The sequence below is a fragment of the Flavobacterium sp. MAHUQ-57 genome (genome assembly GCF_051908335.1).
Lineage (GTDB): Bacteria > Bacteroidota > Bacteroidia > Flavobacteriales > Flavobacteriaceae > Flavobacterium.
Genome location: NZ_JBPZTE010000006.1, coordinates 1176663 through 1196344, shown reverse-complemented (window position 1 = coordinate 1196344; position 19682 = coordinate 1176663). Strand labels below are relative to the sequence as shown.

General features: G+C 36.5%; 5 protein-coding genes. 4 read left to right on the top strand and 1 reads right to left on the bottom strand.

What is annotated here, in order from left to right; genetic code table 11:
* The gene (locus tag ACS8MM_RS05860; RefSeq protein ID WP_379714035.1) at positions 1 to 2379 is read right to left on the bottom strand and encodes a TonB-dependent receptor; all 2379 of its coding nucleotides are present in this window, start codon (positions 2377 to 2379) and stop codon (positions 1 to 3) included.
* 342 nt (positions 2380 to 2721) lie between these two features.
* Here ACS8MM_RS05860 and ACS8MM_RS05855 point away from each other — a divergent pair, with 342 nt between their 5' ends.
* The 4 genes from ACS8MM_RS05855 to ACS8MM_RS05840 all read left to right on the top strand — a co-directional run bounded on the left by ACS8MM_RS05855 (position 2722) and on the right by ACS8MM_RS05840 (position 19643).
* Positions 2722 to 4299, top strand: coding sequence for a helix-turn-helix domain-containing protein (locus tag ACS8MM_RS05855; protein ID WP_379714031.1), 1578 nt, complete (start codon positions 2722 to 2724; stop codon positions 4297 to 4299).
* On the top strand, positions 4274 to 5473 hold the full coding sequence (locus ACS8MM_RS05850) for a tetratricopeptide repeat protein (protein ID WP_379714028.1): 1200 nt from the start codon (positions 4274 to 4276) through the stop codon (positions 5471 to 5473). The genes ACS8MM_RS05855 and ACS8MM_RS05850 overlap by 26 nt, the downstream gene beginning before the upstream one ends.
* A 996-nt stretch (positions 5474 to 6469) precedes the next feature.
* Positions 6470 to 12658 carry a T9SS type A sorting domain-containing protein gene (locus tag ACS8MM_RS05845; protein WP_379714026.1) on the top strand — a complete coding sequence of 2063 codons (6189 nt, stop codon included), beginning with the start codon at positions 6470 to 6472 and terminating at the stop codon, positions 12656 to 12658.
* 88 nt (positions 12659 to 12746) lie between these two features.
* A complete protein-coding gene (locus tag ACS8MM_RS05840) occupies positions 12747 to 19643 on the top strand; it encodes a choice-of-anchor J domain-containing protein (RefSeq protein ID WP_379714024.1) in 6897 nt (2298 codons plus the stop codon).
* The last annotated feature ends 39 nt before the right edge of the window (positions 19644 to 19682 follow it).

Genomic DNA, 19682 nt, shown 5'->3' with positions numbered 1-19682 from the left:
TTAAAATTTAAAATTATAAGAAACTGCCGGAACAATCCCGAAGATTGATAAGCGTGTGGCTTCATTTTTTCCGGTTTCACTATTTTGACTAAAACTGATGGATGCAGCATTTTTTCTGCTATACAAATTGTAGATACTAAACACCCATTCGCTTCGTAATCGTTTGTCTTTTTTTTGTCTTGTTTTCATAGTTGCCGAAACATCCAAGTGATGATAAGCTGGTAAACGGTTTTCATTTCGGGAATTATAGTACGGAACTACAACATCTTCAAAGACATATTTTCCAGATGGATATGTTACAGGTTGACCGGTTTGGAAAGTAAAATTACCACCAAATGTCCATCGATCATTAAGTTTATAGCTTGCTGTTGCTACAAAGTTGTGTGTTTTGTCATAAGCAGAGCGATACCATTGACCATTGGCTATTCCAATTTCTGTTGCAGTTCTTCCCGGTGTTTGTTGTTCCGAACGCGATAATGTGTAAGCTATCCATCCGTTGAAATCGCCTGTGTTTTTTCGAAAAAGCATTTCTAATCCATACGATCGCATTCGTCCGTTGAGAATTACCTGTTCAATGGCTTCGTTTGCAATTAAATCGGCACCGTCAATATAATCCATTCTGTTTTGTACTCCTTTATAATACGTTTCTAGTTCCAAAGTATAGTTGTCATCGTTGAAATTTCTGAAATAGCCCAAGGAGATTTGATCGGCAATTTGCGGTTTAATATAATTGTCACTTGGAGTCCAAACATCAAGTGGAGTAGGAGAAGCAGTGTTGGAAACTAATTGAAGGTATTGAACCATGCGGTTGTAACCGAATTTTACGGATTGATCCTTGTTGATTTCATACGACATGGCAAAGCGTGGTTCCAAATAGCCGAAGTTCGCTATGGTTTTGTTTTTCCCAAAGTATTCGGTTCGTATTGGAGTTGCTTTTTCGTAGATTTTCAATTCTTCATCATAAACTACTGGTTGATTGTTTTCATAATAATTTATGGTAGATTGTCCTAATCGGTAAAATAAACTCCATCGCATACCGTATGAAATGGATACTTTCTCTTTGAAGGTATGTTCAGCATCAATATAAAAAGAGGGTTCTAGAGCATACTTGCGATCCAGTTGTCTATAGTTTATTGATGATTCATCATCTATGGGTTCGATGGTTCCCGGATTGAAATTGTAATAAATAGCATTGGCACCATAATTTACTTTAGAGCGATCGGAAAGATAATGTTTGAAATCGTATTTTAGGTTGTAGGCTTTTATGCCGGAATCCCAATTAAATCCAATGAAATCGAGTTTTAAACCGTAATAATAGTCACTGTAAATCAATGACAGATTTGAAAAGAGTTTGTCTGAATAGAGATGGTTCCATCTGAGGTTTAAGGTGCTGTTACCGTAAGTATTGGTGAAACTTTCACTTAACGAAAAAATATCTCTTCCAAAATAACCGGAAAGGTATAAATTGTTGTTGTTGTTTAGTTTGTAATTCAGTTTCGTGTTTAAATCATAAAAATAGGCTTTGTTGTCATTGTCTGTAAATTTTAGAAATAAGTGTGCGTACGATCCTCGAGCACCAAAAAGGAATGAGCCTTTTTCTTTTACAATTGGACCTTCTGCAAGAATACGACTCGTTATGAGTCCAATACCACCATTCATAGCAAATTTATTACTGTTTCCATCTTTCTGATAAATATCAAGTACAGAAGAAGCTCTGCCGCCATAGCGTGAAGGAATACCACCTTTAAACAACTTCAAATCTTTGATGGCATCGGGGTTGAATACGGAAAAAAAGCCAAAAACATGAGAAGAATTATAAACAGTAGCTTCGTCTAAAAGGACTAAGTTTTGATCTGCACCGCCTCCACGAACATTGAAACCGGATTGTCCTTCACCCGCATTTGTAACACCTGGAAGAAAAAGTAGTGATTTGATGATGTCAACTTCACCCAAAACTACAGGCATTTGTTTGATGGTTTGAATGCTTAATTTGTTTACGCTGATTTCAGGTTTTCGAATATTGGCTCGGTTTTTTCCGGTAACTGCAACTTCATCAAGTTGTTTGATTTGCTTGTTCTGTTCTATTAAATGAAAGTCTTTGCGTGTGTTTTGATTTAAAACGGTTGTTTCGGTTAATGAGCTGTAACCAGAAGCGCTGAGTTCAATAGCGTAGTTTCCCGAAGGAAGAGTAATAGAATAAAAACCATATTCATTGGTGTACAAAGTTGTGTTTGTTTCTTTAATGAAAATAGAAACTCCAATGAGTGTTTCATTGGTTTTGGTATCTGTAACAACTCCACTCAGTGTATATTTCTCCTGAGAAAAAAGTGAGTAATTAACTATTAACAGTAATATGGCGAAAAGAAACTTTTTTTTCATTAGGATTGGAATCTGTTAAAATATAGAGTAAAGTTGCCCCTTTTAATTTTGAAAATATGTTAATGTATCGTTAAATCAAGATGAAAATGTAGCGATTAAAAATCACAAAAAAGAGTAGGTTCGTTATTTTTTGATAGTAATGGTTTTTGTAATCAATTATTTATAAAATTTAATTGTTTTTGATTGAATTCGTGTTTTTTTAGTTAAATTTAAACGAAAATCAAAATCGTTTTTTTAGCAACTATTCAAGGGAAATTCAAAGGGTTTTGTGTAACTCTTTAAATAGATACATTTGTATGACATTTTATGAAATGAGTTTAGATTTATCAGCAACCTATTCCAATGAGAGATAAAGAGTTTTCACTTTTCTTTTTGATATTAATCAATCTGATGTTTTTGTTCAGTTATGATGAAATCATTGCACAGGATTATATAAAAAGAGAGGCATTGTATAAAGAATCGAATGATTTGATTTATTCTAAGCCAGATGAGGCTTTGAAGATTGCCTTGCATCTTTTAAAAGGAAATATATCTGAAGCGGAAAGGACAAGAATTCATTTCTTAATTGCGGAAACGTATAAAGTCAAAGGCGATCATAATAACATGCTTAATTATTTGTATTTAGCAGATGAAAATGCCTCGGGAATTCTTCCACTTGACAGAATTCAGATATTGATAGGAAAATCGATTGTTTTACGAACATTGTACCTTGATAAACAAGCGAAAAAGTATCTTTTACTTGCCAAAGAGGAAATTGCATTGGTTGAAGATCGAAAGATTAAAAGTTTTCTTCATACTTCGATTACTTTGGAGCAATGTGCGTTATTGCTTGAACGTCAAAAATACAAAGAGGCGTTTGAAAAATTGAGTGAGGAAGAGAATGATTTCGGTTCCACTTTGGCAGAACATCCATCCCTTAATTTAAAATATCTTATTGTAAATGGAAGAATCAATTTTGGTTTTGGAAATTATGAGAAGGCAAAGGCGTTTTATAATAAAGTGATGCAATTACTCGATAAGGAAAAAGAACGTAACATTTTTGCGGAATTTCATGCCTTAACCGGACTTGCCACTATAAAGTTTCATGAGAAAGTTCCACAAGAAGGAACGAATTTTCTTCTGAAATCATTGGAAATTGGAAATAAGCTACAAAATCTATATTATATTGATACAGCAAATAGGTTGTTGGTGGCTAATTTTATTGCTTTGAATGACAGTACAAATTATAAACTCTACCACCAAGCTTTTTTAAAAACACAGGCTCAGTTAGAAAATGCCGATCAGGAATCCGTGAATACAGCCTTTAATTTTATTGTAAAGGAACAGGAAAAATATTATCAGCGTCAACGGGATGAATATTTTACCAAATTGTACGTTGCACTTTTTGTTTTAGTATTGATTCTAGTCGGAGGTGGATTTGTTTACTCCAAATTGTACTGGAAAAAGAAAAGGTTGAGTGAAATTATCAGTTATCTGGAGGTCACTAGAAACAATTTTATTATTCGTTTTACTGAAAAGAAAGAGGTTGGTAAGAAATTTTTTGTACCTCAAGACACAGAACAATTGCTTTTGGCTAAATTGAAAAAGTTTGAAAACTCTACTCGATTTACCAGTAAAGATATGTCTTTGGCTGTTTTAGCTGGTCAGTTTGAAACTAATACGAAGTATTTATCGGAAGTTATTAATAAGCATTACAACGTTAATTTCAATACCTACATAAATAAACTTCGAATTAATTTTATTGTTAAAAAATTAAAATCAGATTCCAATTTCATCAATTATAAAATTAGTTATTTGGCTGAAACTTGTGGGTTTTCATCTCATAGTAGTTTTGCTACCGTTTTTAAATCAATCACTGGGATCGCTCCCATAACGTTTATTGAACTCTTGAAAGATGAGAAAGAAGCCGTTAATTCATAAAACGAACAAAATACTAAATAGGTATCTGTCTGTATTGGCTATTATTTTGATGCTAATGACAACTGTGTCAACCCAAGCACAGCATTCTAAGCGTTTGGATAGTATTATTAAAGTCAATACTATTAAAATGTATGAAAATCCTGATGCTGTGATTCTTGCCGGAAATCAAGTGGTTAAAGAAGCCGGGGATGATATTGATATTAAAATTAGAGGTTATAAATTGATTTCTGACGGATATTCTTCCAAAAGGGAGTATAAGAAATCATTGCAATATGTTATTAAGGCGAACGAATTATTACCTCAAAGTGAGGATAAACTGCTCAAAATTCTTATCATTAATAAAACCGGGATTCAATACCATCAACTGAAAGTCTATGACAAATCGATACAGTATCTTGATGAAGCAGAAAAGTTAAGTTTGGAATATCCCGTTCGTGATTCGGTGCATGTATTTCTTGGTGTGAATTACATTGTGAGAGGTTTTATCTATAAAGAAAAATTAAACTGTGATATCGCTAATAATTATTTTGATCGAGGTATTGACGAATTATTGTTAAATAAAGGAGCCAAAGACAATGCTAATAAAATAAGTATAGCAAAATACAATAAGGGGAATTGCTATCTGTTAATGTCGGATACAAAATTAGCTACTAAAAGTTTTTTGGAGTCGATTGCTTATGCGAAAAAAATGAATGCCAGCAGTCTTTTAGCTTTTGCACAAAAGGGATTGGCTCAGGTGTATACAATGGAAGGTAAATATAAAGATGCGGTAAAAACTCTTGAAGAAGCTCTTGTTGTATCTAAAAATGTTGATGATTTAGTACTTAAGCAGGAAATATTTAAAGGATTATCGGAGAATTACCTTGCTATTAATGAATGGAAAAAGTATACAAAATACCGTTCTGAATACCTTAAGACTCAGCTTAAACTTAAAGAACAAGAACGAAGTTCGGTTAGTGATTCCCTACTTCAAAAGGAGCAAGAGGAGCAAAAAAAATATGAAGATTCGATACCTCAATTTTGGTATGCAATTGTGATTGTTCTAATTGTTTCTTTGGTGTTTGTTGTTGCTTTGATAGTCTACAAGAAAAAATCGGAATCTCAAATCGTAAAATTAGAAGAGATTATTAAAACTCTTCAAACAGATAAAACGGTCAGTGAAGAGGTAGAATAAATTATCCTTAAATATTTGATTTTTGTTTTAAAAAATTGTTTTATTCGTTAAATGCAACTTTTTGTTTTTAGTGTAAAACTTTGTTTTATTACTTTGGAATTGTAACAAAAAGTATAATTTTTTTATTTTTTTTGAAGCCAAATACTTACAGAAAACTAAAAATAACTTTCTTCTGATTTTCATGCTTTTTTTTTGTTAATACCTTGTTTAATAGTCTCTTTAGAGTTCTTTTTTGTTTTTGAAATTCAGTAATTGTAAAAGGCATCGTCTATTTAAATATTCTAACAATAACTACTTTTATCTTAACAAAGTTTAAAGTTAAAACGAATCGATTCGGATTTATTGTTAGTAACATATTTTCGATATAGTTCATTGAGAGAACATCAAAAGTGCCTGTTGTTTTCTAAAAATAGAGTGAATTGAACAAGAGTTTCGCCTCATAAAGTTCATAATAATATATTGCAGTTACGCTGCACGAATAATGATCATCCATTTGCATTAAGATTGTTATTCCGAAAAATAGGTTTTTTTAATTTGTTTTTTAGTTGTGCCCTTCAAGTCTTTACGATTTGAGGGGCTTTCTTTTTTTTGTTCCACTGTAGAACTATTCATTGAAAAACACGATTATTTATAATCCTTAGTTTTTAATTTATTTCTGTTAAATTAAGTTAAAAAGTAATTAATTATAACTTTTTGTTTTAATTGATTGATGATTTTATTTTTTATAAATGAAAGTTATTTTAACACTTTTAGTGATGATTTTTCGATTTGAAGTTGGCTTAAATCAGCCCAAAATGTAGCCAAAATACCATAAAACCACATGTTTTGTAGGTACTCTTATTTTTCTTCTAATTTTTTATTAATTCCTTGTTTTATAGGTGTTTTGAGCCTTTTTTCTTCTTTTAAAATTCAGTAATTGACAAAGCCATAACCCATTAATGTATGCTTTGTAGAATTATTTTTATGCAATCAACTACTAACCGAAAAAGTATGATTATGCAAAAAAAATTACATCTCTACAAAGTGATCGATTACTTTGTTTCTAAAGAGCGAAATAAACTACTTCATTGTATGTTTCTATTTACTTCGCTTTTTTGTTTTACTGATAGTTTGTTTGCACAGACTACATTAATTAATCCGAATACAGATGGCGGATTTAATTCAGGTAGCACATTCGGGGCAAACGGATGGACAGTGGCTAATGAAGGATCAGGTCCAATTAAATGGGCAATAGGGACAGCGGCTTCAGGAACATCTTCTACTGGTGCTACAACAACTGCATCAACGATTGTTACGCTTACGGCTCCAAATGGCAACATTTCGCAAGGGCAACTTGTTTATGGAACAAATATCCCAGTAAATACTTTCGTTCAAAGTATTTCAGGAACAACATTAACATTGTCTCAAAATGCGACTGCTACCGCTTCGGGAATCACTTTAGGTTTTGGGAAATTTTCTGGAGGTATCAGCGTTGGCGCGATTCAACTTACAACAGCTTCTATAGCAGCTAATACTTATTCCGTTACTTTGGCTGCAGCCAATCCTACAATATCTGTCGGTATGGCAATTGCTCCAATACCGGGATTTATTGATGCTAATACTTATGTTGCCAGTATTAATGGTACAACTTTAGGTTTGTCCAAAGCTTCGATCAATGGTACCGCACTTGCTGTGGCTCAAACACTTAATTTTACGGCTACTTCGGCTGCAATTTCGGGTAATGCAGCTTATATAACAAATGATAATGGAATTACCAATTCTTATGGAGGTTATTCCAGCAATCGAACTTTATATTTTTACCGGGATGTAACGGTTCCAACTGCAGAAAAGGCAATTACTCTGACTTTTGATGTGAAATCTGCTCCAGCTTCAGGAGGAGGTTGGCAAGTTTGGGCTGCACCAATTACACAATCGGTTGTAGGAACCAATTCGCAGGTAACTGCACCATTTGCCTATGGAGTTTCATGGCCAGGAGCAACATTGATTTCTTTCAATTCTAATCCGCAAGTAGCTACAACAAAAACAACAGCCTTTGTTCCTAAATCTTTTGCAGGAACAACTTTCAGGTTGATTTTCGTGTGGACAAACAATACTTCCGTAGGAACACTTCCTCCGGCTGCCATCGATAATATATCTCTTGTTTCTAGAATACCAGAAGAAATCACTTGTGCTCAATCTGGATTGTGGTCACAAACAAGTACATGGGATGGAGGAAAAGTTCCAACACCAGCAGATACTGTAATTCTAGATAATGACAATGAAGTAGTGATGATTGATTCACGATATTCAGGATGCTCCGATTTAATTCTTGCTGGAATTAATACATTAACACAGTTCGCTATCAGTACAGTAATGGATGAATTTACGATTAGTAATGATTTGAACTTAGCTGCTGGTGGTGCGCGATTTAATAACCACGATGGTACTAATGGTAAATATTTAAAATTAGGACATAATTTGGATGTTGCTGCCGGTGCCCGATTTGATAGTAGTTTTGGTTCTACCACAGCTTTTCAAGGTAGAGTAGCACTTAATGGTTCATTAATTCAAACTATAACTGTTGATCCATCTGGTTTTATGGGAGGATCAGCTCCAGGAACGAATGCTTTTGGCAACAGAGCTGGAGTTTTAAATCAATTGGAAGTGAATAACACTGCTACAGCTGCTTCTAATGTAATATGGAATGTCAACGGTGTTAGAATTAACGGAGGGATATTTTTAACCAACGGGAGAATAAATGTTACTTCCGGTAATCGTTTGGTTCTTGGGAATTTTGGGTCAATACTAGGGAGTAATGTCGTTATACCTCCTGGAAATGGATTTACAAATGGTATGATATCTAGATGGATAGCAGCGGCCAATACAAAAGATGTTCAAGTCGGGACAGAATATCCAGGAACTGATAATAATGCGAAACCTTTTTGGTTTCCTTTTATCAGTAATTCAGGTTTAGAGAGATCTTTGTATTTATTACCGGATGCTACACCAGCAACTTCAGGTGAAGTAGCAGTAACTTATACAGATGCCTCAACAGTAAGCGGAAGTCTTTCAATTGCCGATGGCGGTTATACCATTAACAAAAGATACAATGGTAATTGGACTTTTTCAACTCCAGATAGCAATGCTGTTCCTGCAGGACCAGTTCTAGTATATGCGCCAAACGCAACAACGCCTACCAACAGAGTAGGGGTGTATGCAAACGGAGCCTTTGAAGCCATTGATGGCTCTTCAAGAATAATGAATGCATCAGCCGCTTTAACGGGTACTCATCAAGACGGAACGGCCCAACCTTTTGCTTTCAGAAAAGGATTGCCTTTTACAAGTTTAACAGCCGCTCCAATTTATGTAGGAGTGAATGATTCTTCGCTTTTAACTACATCTACGGGAATTGTATCAGCTACTTCAGGTGACTGGAATACTCCTTCAACTTGGGTTGGTGGTGTAGTTCCTTCATGTACTACTGTTGCAACAATTGCTAATGGACACAATGTAACTGTGACTTCAACAGCTAATGTTGCGGGTGTAATTATTGCAAAAGGAGGTACTTTAACCAACAATGCAGGTTCAACAACAATGACGATTGGTTGCACAAATAATAATTCGGCATTTTACAATTACGGTACGTATACTATGACTGCCGGGAATTTAAAAGTAAATGGTTTTGTTGCACATAAAACAGGAAGTTTCTTTAACCAAACTGGTGGAGACATTATAATCGACAGTAATAATAATGGTGATGCGGCAACTTCTGTTGCATTTGGAGGCACTTCATGTAAAATTGAAACTTCAAATCTAAACCTAACAGGAGGAAAAATTACAGTGGTAGACCCTTTAGTAAATACAGGAATACCAATTTCGGGTTCTTCTATCGGAGACTATACATTGAATACGGCAGGTACCACTGGAACATTTACAGTAAACGGAGGAGTAACTGCCAGTACAGTTAATATAACCGGCACTTATAACCTTTTTGAAGTTGGGCAAGTAGTTTCTGGACATGCCAATATTGCACCAGGTACAACGATTACAAACGTTAGCGTAGGATTTGTAGGTTTTCCTCCTCCAATTACTTTAACCTTATCAACTCCAGTATCAGCATCAATACCAGCAGGCACTCCTTTACAGTTTTCATCAATGAAGAATGGAGGTTCTACTATAGTACTTACGGCGAATACAGCTAATGCAAATCTTGCAATTGGACAGGGAGTAACTGGTGTTGGAATTCAACCGGGTTCAACAATTACAGGTTTGGTATTCAATAGTAATGTTGATCAAAATACATTAACTAAAGTTACTTTATCTGCTCCAATTTCTGGTTTAGCGACATCTCCAATTGATGCTCAACAAACATTGACTTTTAATGCGGTGACTGAAGGAAGTTATTCTACAATTTTATCGGCTTCTAATTCAAATATTATTCCAGGAATGCCAGTGAGTGGAGCAGGAATTTTACCAGGGACTTTTGTAGCTGAAATTTCGGGTACAAAACTCACACTTTCTGAACCCATTCAAGTTGGTGCTCCTTCTCCTTTAGCTATGAATTTTTATCCATTTAATACACTATCAAGTGGATCATTTGTTTACGCTTCGACAAATCATTATGCTTCTGGTTTGAATCATACATTGCAAATAGGTGATGGAGTTTCAACTGAAAATTCAGCGCTTGTTTCTACTGGATTTAATTGCCAATTCCAAGCAATGGGAGGATTATTTTCTTTAGGAAACTTAACGGTAGACGCCCCTAACGGAAGCACAAGATTCATGAATGTTAGTAGTAACAACGTTAACAATAACTATCACATGAATGTTCAGAATACATTAACGGTTACACCTGGAAGTGTGTTCAAAAAGACATTTGCTAACGCAACAGTATACTTAGGTGGTGATATCATAAATAACGGGTCTATTAATTTTCCTTCTGCTGGAACAGGTCTATATCTTGGTAATTTCATTAATGGAAGTGCAGTACCAACTACATTAGCGCAGACTATTTCAGGTTCAGGAGTATGGTCTACCAATCAGTGGTCATTAACAAACGGTCCAACGAATGGATATGCTTTATCATCATTAACAATCAATAATACGAATCCTTCGGGGATTACTTTGCAAGTGCCTAATTTCAAAGTTTGGGGATCTGTTACCTTAACCAATGGAATTTTACATACTTCAGCTGCTTATCCTATTTATTGTGGAATCCAGGATGTTATGGGATCTACTTTTAACGGAGGTACATTTAGTGCTGCAAACGGTGGTAGTAATACGACTCATATCGATGGCCCTTGTGTTCATGCTAACCGATTCGACAGTACAATTACAAATTACCGATTATTTCCTGTAGGTAAAAATGGAAAATATCTTCCGGTATTAGTTGCTTCTACAGGTGGTGTTGAATTAATGGCCGAGGCTTTTGATACCAATACGGGGTCAATCAATCCAGCAAATGGTTCGAATTTAAGTTCTGACAGATGGAAAGTCTCAAGAGTAGGAGTTGCTGGTAATTTTACTAGTTATAATGTAAGAATTGGATCAACTGCCGTTACTTCTTTAAATAATATTGTGCACTCAGCTTCTGATAATGGAGTTTATGATTTGCTTTCAGCACCAATTTCATCGACAACATTCGAGCAAGCTTATTTTGCAACGCCAAACATGCCAACTCTGTATTTAGCTACTCCCCAAACAGCTGGGTTTTTAGGGAATTATGCCTTTGCAGAAGGTGTTGCTTGTTCAGGAACACCAGCTCCGGGTGCTACGATTGCTTCTTCATCTTCGGTTTGTTCAGGTCAATCAACCGTATTGAGCTTAGCAACAGCTACAACAGGTGCAAACGTCACTTATCAATGGCAAAGTTCAGTAAATGGTGGAGGATTGTGGAATAGTATTTCTGGAGCAATAGCCGCAACTTATACCGTTATGCCAACTGTCAATACAATGTACAGATGTAACGTGACTTGTTCTTCAAATACAGGGACTTCAACTCCAGTAACGGTTACAGTTTCAACATCAACAGCTGTTGTGAATGGTGCTTCAATATGTAGTAGTGGAGTTGCGAACTTAACAGCATCAGGAAGTACAATTTTAAATTGGTATGATGCACAGGATGGAGGTTCAATTGTTGCTACAGGTACAACCTATAGTCCGAACATTTCTTCAACGACTACTTATTATGTTTCTTCAGGTTCTGAATCGGCTGGTTCGGTAAATACAAATGCATACACAGGTATAGCAGCTTCAACGGCTTTATTCAAAGGTATCGCATTCGATGTAACTAATACTTTAAAATTAAAAACTGTTACTGTCTATCCTAAAAATACTGCTGCATTAACACCAATCACTATTACATTGTTTGATGCTGCTGGAAATGTAGTTTCTGGAACTACTCCAGTAACTTTTACTCCAAATTTAGTGACTGGAACTGTAGGTACGACTTCACAAGTAGTTACGCTTAATTATACTATTCCAGTGGGTAAAGATTATCGTTTACTAGCGACTTATGGATTAGCGACTACAACCAATACATTGGGGAACAGTACAGCTGTAATATCTTATCCAACTAGTGGCCCACTTAGATTAACGGGTAATGTGTCAGGAATAAATGATGCTATTGTTACAACAGCGAATACAACAAACTGCTTTCATAACTTGAACTTTGATGAAATCTGTGAATCTGCAAGGATATCCGTAACTGCTACAGTAGTTAATGTTCAAGCTCCTTCTGGTTCAGGAACACAAGACTCATGTTTGACAGGTACAATTGCTGATTTCTCAGTTAACGGAGAGACTGGTGCTACTTTTACATGGTACGATGCAGCAACTTTAGGTAATGTTTTACCAACTTCAACAAACGCAGTAACCAATACGACTTATTATGTATCGCAAACAGTGAATGGTTGCGAGGGACCAAGAATGGCAGTACTTGCTCAAGGACCGTGTTTGGATACAGATCATTTTACAATCAAGGGTCTATTGTATTATCCTAATCCGGTTACAGATCTTCTGACCATTTCTGCTAAAGAGCCTATTACCAAAGTTGAGTTTTATAATTTATTAGGTCAGCAATTGAAAGTATTGCATGTTACTAGAGATACAGTACAAGTCGATTTTAACGAGTTCGCTTCATCTACTTATCTGATCAAAGTATATTCAGAAAGAAATGTTCAACTGTTTAAAGTAATCAAAAAATAATTTCATGGGATGTGAGACAGTCTTAAAGATTGTCTTACTCCCATTTTTATAACAGTTTTTATTTTTTAACCCCCAAAAAATTAAAAAAATGCGAAAAGAAGTACACCTTTCAAATTGGCTTTTTCTTTTCCGGATTTTTCTTCAGTGTAGGAAAAATTATGGAGTAGCCATGCTGATGATTTTGACATTTGCGTTGGTATCGAATGAGATGTCAGCTCAGAGAAGCACACAATCTGCTGCCCCCGCATCTGGAGGATTAACAATGGAAGATTTTGGAGGAGGAATTCCTGCCACTTGGGCAATTAACAGTAACCAAACAGTTTCGAGTAACTGGGTAGCATCTACACCAGCCGAAGGTTATCTGGGTACACCTGGAGCAAAAGTAAATCCGGCTTTGAACAATACTGTTGGAACAACTGCGGAATATTTTCTGATTTCTCCTCAATTTACAACTCCCAATGATTCTGAAATTCGATTTTGGACGAAACAAGGAAGTTTTGTGAATAGAGGAGCGGTTTATCAATTAAGAATTTCGACTGCGACACAACCAGATATCAATAGTTTCAACGTTGTGGTGGCTTCATGGACAGAAGCACAATTAAATTCACCAGCTACAACATATGTCGAAAAAATAGTTCCTCTTACGGGTATTCCACAAGGGATACCGGTTTATCTGGCATTTGTTGCTGTTACGAATCAAGATGCCGCTAACATTTCAGGAACTAGTGGTGACATTTGGTTTGTAGATAATGTCAGAGTAATTGAAAGTTGCGGAAAAGTGACCAGTATTTCTTCTAATATGTCAGCGAACAGCGGTACTCTAAACTGGGCACATGCAGTTGCAAATAATTTCGAAATCCAGGTTGGGCCTGAAAATTTTGCACCTACTGCATCAGGTACTGCTGTAACTGGAACAACTTTCAATGTCACTAATTTAACCACTAACGGTGCGCCTTTGGACAATGGTACGACCTATGATGTATATATTAAGACGGTTTGTGATGCCACTACTACCAGTGGTTGGGCAGGACCATTTAAAATAACGACTACTCGATTGGGACTGTCGTGTGCAACACCTGTTGTAATACCACCTAATATTTCGACAACGCCATATGTATTAAGCACGAATCTGAATGTTTTTAATGATTTTCAAAACTATACAGCTTTAAACTCTCAAAATTTGAGTTGTCAACCATCTGGATCAACTCAAAACTGGTTAAGTGGTGATCATGCCTTTTTATCGTATACTCCAGCGACTTCGGGATTGGTTAATGTGAATATGACAGTAAATACCAATTCGTCAGCTGGATGTTTTAACACACTTTCAAGTGTTTTTATTTTCGATAGCTGTGCCATTGGAACTACTGCTAATTGTTTGGCATCTCTTACAACTGGTCAACCTTCAACTGCAACATCAGCACAAATTCAAAATATGTACATGACGGCTGGTCAGACATATTATTTTGTGATTTCGTCACCTTATCAACATACCAGTCCTGGTGCAAGTATCTGTTTCACGCTAACGCTATCGCAACCTTCATGTCCTATCCCTTCTGGATTGGCCTATAATAATTTAACGCAAACAGGAGCGACTTTTAATTGGGATAATCCTCAGAATTTAGTGGGTAACTGGGAATATGTTGTAAAAACAGCAGCAGTAACTCCAACTGGAGCTGATGTTATTAATCCAACAAGTTCAAACAGTAATAACCCAAGTCCGGTACTTAGTGCAGCTACGAACTATTATTTGTATGTACGTTCTGTTTGTGGAAGTACACCAGGACCATGGTCAGCACCTTTGGCTTTCAAAACACCTTGTAATATGCAAACCTTGCCCTATTGTAATGGTTTTGAAGATTCAGGAAAGAACGATTGTTGGTCACAATTGAACTTGAATAATGATAGTGATTTTTTCCATTTCGGTAATAATGGATTCAATGAACCAGTGGCAAAGTTACGTACATCAAATGCAGGTACAAATACCAGCGATATGTTGATCTCTCCACAATTTCATTTGGACGGAGTGACTCAAAAACGATTACGATTCAAATATAATATTTACGGAAATTGGGGCCTTATTGCAGATAATCCTACTGGAGGGCCGGGTTCTTTTGAAGTGAAAATTTCATCGACAGGAATCGGTACTCAAAACTTTACTACAACAGTTGTTCCATTGGCGTCTTATACTACGGCTTATAATTTTGTCGAAATGGTGGTGCCAATACCAAATATCACAGGAGATGTAAACATTGCTTGGATAATACCGGCTGGCGCAACCCAAACTGGAACGTGGATTTATATCGATGATGTTTGTATTGAAGATCTTCCAGCTTGTTCTGAGCCTAGTTATCCTGCTGTGAATTTCAATTCAATTACAACAAACTCAGCCCAAGTTTCATGGACTAATGGTTTCAATAATAGTCAATGGGAAGTGGTGGCACAACCTTTAGGAACAGGGACTCCAACTACGCCTCCTGCTGTCGGCGCTGTGGTAAATATTGCCAGTACAAACCCCTATACAATCACTGGATTAGATCCATCAACACGATACGAGTTTTACGTGAGAACTTATTGCTCGTCAACTTTGCAAAGTACTTGGGTTGGTCCAGTTAATTTCAATACGTTGTGTATTGCCCAACCAACACCATATGTAGAGAGTTTTAACGATACTGATGTAAATACCAAAAAATTCTGTTGGTCTACAAATAACGTGGATAATGATCCAGCACAATGGTCAATCAGCGGTACCGAAGCATCAATACGCCCTCAACCAATCTCCTTTTTTAACCCGTTTGTTGCTTACAACGATTGGTTAATTAGTGCGCCGGTTAATGCCGTTGGTCCAAAAAGATTGCGTTTTAAATATAGAGTAACTACGTCTCCATTTTTTCCTTCTCCAAGAGGGAACTTTGAAGTAGTAATGTCTTCTACACCTGATTTCAGTAATTATACGACGCTGATTGCAATGCATGACTTCTCTAATCCGAGTTTTATGGAAGACTCTGTTTTGTTTACAGGAACTGGAGTGACTTATTTTGCTTTCAGACTTCCTTCTAATATGCCAAATCCAAGTGATACAGGGATTATTGTTGTAGATGATTTCGTGGTAGAAAATGCACCCGCGTGTCCAAATCCGTCTCATCTAACCGTTAACAATGTTACTGCTACCTCTGCAAATTTGGGATGGACTGCAGGTTATACAGAACCAAGATGGGAGATAGTTGTTCAAGCAATAGGTAGTGGAATTCCAACTGCTTCCGGAGTAATAGTTAATACTACACCGACTTACAATGCAACAGGTTTAACACCTGATACTGCTTATGAATATTATATTAGAGCAATTTGTAATACAACTGAACAAAGCGAATGGATTGGACCATTGACTTTCAGAACAGATTGTAATCCGTTGGCGACACCTTTTTTCGAAACTTTTGATACCAATTCATCAACAGAAACTTGTTGGAAAGTCGTAAATGCAAACGCAGACGGTAACAGTTGGAATCTTGATCAGACAGTTCAGCCTATTGCTGGAGATCAAATGGCAGCTTTATTTACGGGTATGAATGGCGCTAATAATGATTGGTTGATAACACCAACGTTAAAAGCGCGTGCTGGACAAAGACTACGATTCTCTTATAAAGTATATAATAGTGATTTTCAAGAGGATTTAAAAGTGATGCTTTCTACAAATGGTTCGGTAACCAATCAGTTTGCAACTATTTTATATGAAAATAATTATTCGACTACAACAGATGCAAATGGAACCACAGCAGGAAGTAATACTATAACTGTTTCTGCAAGTCAAAGAGTAAGAGTAGGAGATAGGGTATATATTCCTGGTTTTCCAATTCCTTATGGAACAACGGTTACTGCAAAAAATGGACTAGTTATAACCTTATCGTCGAGCGCAACAATAACTCAAACTGGGAATTTACATGTTGAATTCATTCATGAAGTAATCAATAATGTGGAAACTCGTGAAATGGTTATTAATCTTACCGATATTACATCTCCAACAGATATCAATATTGGATTTCATACGCCATATTATCCAGAAAATCCTTGGAATTATAGAGGTCAATATACATTTATTGACAATGTAGTCGTAGAAGATATACCGGTTTGTCCTTCTGTTATTAACTTAACTAGTGGAACTATAACTGATACCACTGCCATTATGAATTGGGGAGTAGCAGGTGCTGAAACTTCATGGGAATTGTCAGTGCAGCCTTTTGGAACTCCTGCTCCGGTAGGAAATACTCTTCCTCAATATTTGCATACAGCAACGGCTCATCCTTATACAATCACAGGTCTTACTCCTTCAACAAGATATCAAGTTTATGTAAGAGCAATTTGTACCGGAACTGATCAAAGTTCATGGGTTGGACCTATTGATATTCTTACCAAATGTGACACTTCAAATTTATGCCAATATACCATTTCACTTAGTAATGGAAATACTGGACAAGTTAGTCGTAGTTTGAATGTAGTTCAAAATGGAATAGTTGTTCAAAGACTTACTTTCCCTATTGTAGCTCCAAACCAACCTACGGTGCTGGATCATCAAGTTTTCTTGTGTACTGGTGTTGAGTTTAGTTTGTACTGGGAAGGATTAGGTAGTGGTGTTCAATATTCACAAGCTCAGGCAGTAATCAAAGATTATTCCGATACGGTGATTTGGACGAGTCCACTGGGTTTAGGCACTGTTAACACAAATATTTATACTGGTGTTGCAAGTTGTGGACCTGTAACTTGTCCTCAACCGACGAACCTTATAGTGAATGCAAATGGTGTACTTTCATGGACTCCAGGAGGTTCAGAAACTCAATGGGAAGTAGCAATTCAACCTTTTGAACATGGTACAATACCACAATCGGGAGTTGTAGTTGTAAATACTCCTTCTTACACACCTCAAGCTGCTGATTTTTTCTATCCTTTGGCTGGAACCAATGAATATTTTGTTAGAGCTGTTTGTGGAACTACTGATAAAAGTTATTGGTCAGGTCCTAAGGTGTTTATTAGAAATGATGAGCCTTCAACGGCAATTCGACTTCAAGTGAATACGAATGGTTCTTGCGAATCTCAAGGAACAAAAGCTTCTTTTATTGGAGCGACACCTTCTGCTGTGCCAACTTCTTGCGGAGGTATAAACGGTGGTGATATTTGGTATGAATTTGTTGCCAATTCTAAAGTACATACCGTTGAATTGAGCAATTTCAGCCCAGGAAGCTATTATACAAGCAGCTTTCAGGGAACTTGGCCCAAAATTATACTATCACTTTACGAAGTCCAAACCGATGGTTCGTTAACCGAAAGAGCATGTAGTGAAAATAATTCCTTAGTAACGGTTTACTCTTCTGAATTAACTGTTGGTAAGACCTATAAAATCAGAGTAAAACTAGATTCAAATGAATCGAATGTTAAGCTATTTGACATTTGTGTGAGTACGCCAACGGATATGTGTACCATGAATGCTTTCAATTATGATTTTGAAAAACTTCAAATGCAATATGTTACGGGTGTGTCTACAATTATTGATGCCAAAGTTATACCGGGTTGGAGAGTGAATACAGACTGGAAAGCTATGTTTTTACAGGAAGGAACTCTAGGTGATGCAACGGCATATTCGGGAGGACAGTATCTGCAATTGGTTCAAGATGGTGCAGACGAATGGGATCCAAATGATCCTAATATTAAAGGATTATACAAAGATTTTGATACTTCTGAAATCACTGTAATGGATTACAGTTTTGCCAGTGCTACAAGACAAGCAAACGGTACCGGGACGACAGTCCAATTGTTTGCCGGACCTCCTTCCGGGCCGTTTACAGTAATTGCGCAAGATCATGCAGATAGTTTAATCTGGGAGTTAATTCAAGGAAGTTATACCGTTCCGACGGGTCAAACTACTACTCGTTTTATTTTCCGTGTTGTGGGTAATGCTATTGGCCATATTTTGGATGCAGCTAATTTCAAGGCGAATACCAAAGTAAAAAATGCATCGCTTACTTTAGGTTGTGCTGAAACCGCTACAATTGTCGAAGCGGAAGGTATAGGAACATGGTCTGAAGATCCATTAAACCCTGCTACAACAACTATCGATTCGCCAAATGCTAAACAAACGACAATTTCTGGATTTACGATTCCTGGAGTTTATGTATACCACTGGAAAACGCGTTACTGTGATAATACAGTTACAATTACCTATCAAGGAGTAACTGCTTTACCAACGGTTGCTTCTCAAGTTACGTATTGTACAAACGAAACGGCTTCGGCTTTGACTGCAGTAGCACCAGCAAATCATACATTACTTTGGTATACACAGGCTGTTGGCGGGAATGGTTCTACAACAGCACCTACACCAAATGTTGCTGTTCTCGGTACTACAATGTATTATGTAAGTGCTGTAGATGCTAATGGTTGCATTGGTCCAAGAGCGGCTATTGAGGTAGTTGTTAACGAAACGGTTACTCCTGTTGTTGGCTTTGCTTATGATAACACTATATTCTGTAAAAATGACCCTAATCCGGTAATTACAACCGTTCCGAATTTTACATCTGGTGGTACTTTCAGTGCGCAACCTAACGGATTGAATATTGATGCTGCTACTGGGGAAATTACTTTGTCAAATAGTGCGGGAGGGGTATATACAGTTACTTATGAAATCGCACAAAATGGATGTTCAAATGCTGGGGCAACTTCAGTTTCTTTAACTGTTGATGCGTCTTGTGTGGAAATTCCACGAGGTTTCTCACCAAACAATGACGGAGCAAATGAAAGCTTTGATTTGACGGGATTGGATATCAGAAATGTAACTATTTATAACCGTTATGGTACCGAAGTGTACGCATTTAGTGGAAATTATACCAATCAGTGGAAAGGGGTATCCAATAAAGGAGACAAGCTGCCTGATGGAACTTATTTCTATACCATTATTAAGGCGGATGGTACTACTGCAACAGGTTGGGTATATATCAACAGATAAAAGTGAAAAACAGTCTGTTTGTTTTAGTCATTCAAACAG

Excerpts from the sequence above, each read along its gene's own strand:
- ACS8MM_RS05855 (WP_379714031.1), top strand. The coding sequence starts at position 2,722 with ATGAGAGATAAAGAGTTTTCACTTTTCTTTTTGATATTAATCAATCTG.
- ACS8MM_RS05850 (WP_379714028.1), top strand. The coding sequence starts at position 4,274 with ATGAGAAAGAAGCCGTTAATTCATAAAACGAACAAAATACTAAATAGG.
- ACS8MM_RS05845 (WP_379714026.1), top strand. The coding sequence starts at position 6,470 with ATGCAAAAAAAATTACATCTCTACAAAGTGATCGATTACTTTGTTTCT.
- ACS8MM_RS05860 (WP_379714035.1), bottom strand. The coding sequence starts at position 2,379 with ATGAAAAAAAAGTTTCTTTTCGCCATATTACTGTTAATAGTTAATTAC.
- ACS8MM_RS05840 (WP_379714024.1), top strand. The coding sequence starts at position 12,747 with ATGCGAAAAGAAGTACACCTTTCAAATTGGCTTTTTCTTTTCCGGATT.